The organism is Pontibacter brevis (assembly GCF_054779655.1).
Map to the genome: position 1 here is coordinate 1 of NZ_BAAGXV010000040.1, position 2,718 is coordinate 2,718.

The following is a 2,718-nucleotide window of genomic DNA, read 5'->3' on the forward strand; positions in this document are numbered from 1 at the left end:
AGGCGTTGCCAGTCATAGTCGCTGATTTCGTAACGTCGCATAAGCTTTTTGAAACTTAAACAACAGTAAAACAAAATCATTCATTAATTGTCAACACGACCTAAACTCAAAAGAACTAAGGTTTGATATGTATGATGTTTTAAGATTCTACAGTTGTGGTCAATTCTTTTGGGAGTTGCTTTGTGCTGACTACGCCAATGATGAGTCAAACACACCTGAACAAACGTACCTGTTGAATCTCTGTAAAGACGTATACCTAAGTCAAGCTTCCGAGGAGTAGTGAGCTAATCCAGAATATCAGTGACTATATTTATTCAGTGTAATAAATTTGCTACATTTGGGAGTAAAAAGAGAGTAGTCAGTTTTTTTGTTAGGTCTTTTTGAGATAAGCGACTGTAAAAGAGGTTCTTGATTTTAAGAGGGGACTAAATGATAAATTGCGGCGCAATTCTTAAAAGAATCAATTTATTAAATACTTAAATGGCAGTTGATATATTAATAGGTCTGCAGTGGGGCGACGAAGGAAAAGGAAAAATCGTTGACGTTCTGGCCCCGACCTATGACATTGTAGCCCGTTTCCAGGGCGGCCCGAATGCAGGTCATACATTAGAGTTTGAAGGTACAAAGCACGTGCTGCACCAGATTCCTTCCGGAATTTTCCATTCGCACATTCAAAACATCATTGGTAATGGAGTCGTGCTGGACCCTATTGTGTTCCGCACTGAAATGCAGAAGCTAACCGACAGAGGCGTAGATGCAGCGAAAAACCTTTTCATTTCTAAAAAAGCAGCGCTTATCCTGCCATCGCACAGAGTACTGGACAGAGTATCAGAAGAAGCTTTAGGTAGCGGCAAGATTGGCTCTACGCTTAAAGGCATAGGCCCGACTTATCAGGACAAAATTGGACGTGTAGGCCTGCGCGTAGGAGATATCCTGTCAGAAGATTTCCAGGCGGACTATAACAAACTGCTAGATCGCCACCGCAGCATCGTGAAGTTCTACGGCGAGGAGCTGAACATCGCGGAGCAGGAGCAGGCTTTCTTTGAGGCTGTAGATTACCTGCGTACGCTGCAGTTGGTAGATACCGAATATATGATCAACCAAGCCATCCAAAACGGTAAGCGCATCCTGGCAGAAGGAGCTCAGGGAGCTTTACTGGATGTTGATTTCGGTACCTATCCGTTTGTGACTTCCTCTACTACTTTAGTAGCAGGAGCCTGCACCGGTTTAGGTGTGGCGCCACGGCACATTGGGGAAGTATACGGTATCTTTAAAGCCTATTGCACCCGCGTAGGCAGCGGCCCTTTCCCAACCGAGTTGTTGGATGAGGTAGGGGAGCAGATTCGCCAGGCTGGCCGGGAGTTCGGCTCCACCACTGGTCGTCCACGTCGTTGTGGTTGGGTAGACCTGCCAAGTCTGAAGTACTCCATCATGCTGAACGGTGTAACGCAGCTGAACATGATGAAGGCAGACGTGCTGACAGAATTTGACACCATAAAGGTGTGTACGCACTACAAACTGGCTTCAGGAGAAGTGACTGACCAGGTGCCGCATAACTTAGATACAGTAAAGTTGGAGCCGGTGTACGAAGAATTGCCAGGCTGGAAAGTAGATCTGAATAAGATTGATTCTGTAGAAGAACTGCCAGAGCCATTCAAGAACTACCTGACTTTCCTGGAGGAGCACCTGCAGGTGCCGATTACGATTGTATCGGTAGGTCCAGACAGGAAGAGTACATTGAAGCGTGATGCAGTGATTGCGTAAGGAATAGAAAGCATATAAGAAAAGCCCTGGCAGTGCAGCCAGGGCTTTTTGTTTTATAAGAAGGAGAGATGTAGATAGTGGCCCTGCTGAAAGAGTAGAAGTTCTTAAAAATCTTCTGCTGTATAGGAACTTCCAGAACTTTTCTTTGTGTTATTCCCTAGCGCACACGAAGCAGGTAAAGGCAGAGAAAAAGCTCCTAAAGAATTTATCTTTTCTCTGGAACTTCCGGCTCTTGGGCTATTGTTCTTTCCCAGCGCCTGGAAAGGAAAACGGAACAGTAAAAACAGCGCGGGGCAACCTAAGGGACAGGGCGCCAGGCTCACCTCCTTGGGCAGGTCTCGACAGTCCTGAGAAAAAACTCAGGGGCGTTTTAGAAGGTTTTCCCCCGCAGTGTCAGGCACTTGCGGCGGGGGAGGAGAGAGGCAGGAGGTTTTCCTCATGCTGTCCCTTGCAAAGCAGGAAAAGTTGCCTACCTTTGCAACCCGCTTCGGCAGGAAGGGGGGGAGAGACCGCTAACACAGCACCCATGTGATGAAAAGGAAGGGGTGGGAAAGCAAAAAAAACTTCTTTCGCTGCATTGCAAAGAGCGAAACTCTTCGTACCTTTGCAACCCGCTTCAGAAGGAAGCAACGGAGAAAAGAGGCAGAAAATAAATTTCTTCTTTTTTATTGCAAGCAGAGAAAAAGTTCTTACCTTTGCATCCGCTTCCAGAGAAAGGGAGGCAAGTGGCACGGTTCTTGAGATAAAGCGAAGGTCGCTGAAAAAAAGAGAAGAAAATTTTGGTGCTTAAGTAGAAAACGCCGAACTTTGCGACCCGCAAAAGAGCAAGAGGCTCTTCGTGAGTGAGACGAAAACACCGGCATCATCAGGATGCCGCAAGAGAAGAGAGTAGCTCTTCTGCTAAGTTCTTTGAGAGATTGATTGAGACAGAAAATTTAAGGTAATCCAAGCAGG

The 2,718-nt window shown here is 46.3% G+C and carries 2 protein-coding genes; both read left to right on the forward strand.

Translation table 11 applies throughout. The features are described 5' to 3' along the window. The first annotated feature begins 480 nt into the window (after nucleotides 1–480). Nucleotides 481–1,764, forward strand: coding sequence for an adenylosuccinate synthase (locus ACYVB1_RS12845; protein WP_460924118.1), 1,284 nt, complete (start codon nucleotides 481–483; stop codon nucleotides 1,762–1,764). A gap of 577 nt (nucleotides 1,765–2,341) precedes the next feature. After that, on the forward strand, nucleotides 2,342–2,554 hold the full coding sequence (locus ACYVB1_RS12850; protein WP_460924120.1) for a hypothetical protein: 213 nt from the start codon (nucleotides 2,342–2,344) through the stop codon (nucleotides 2,552–2,554). The last annotated feature ends 164 nt before the right edge of the window (nucleotides 2,555–2,718 follow it).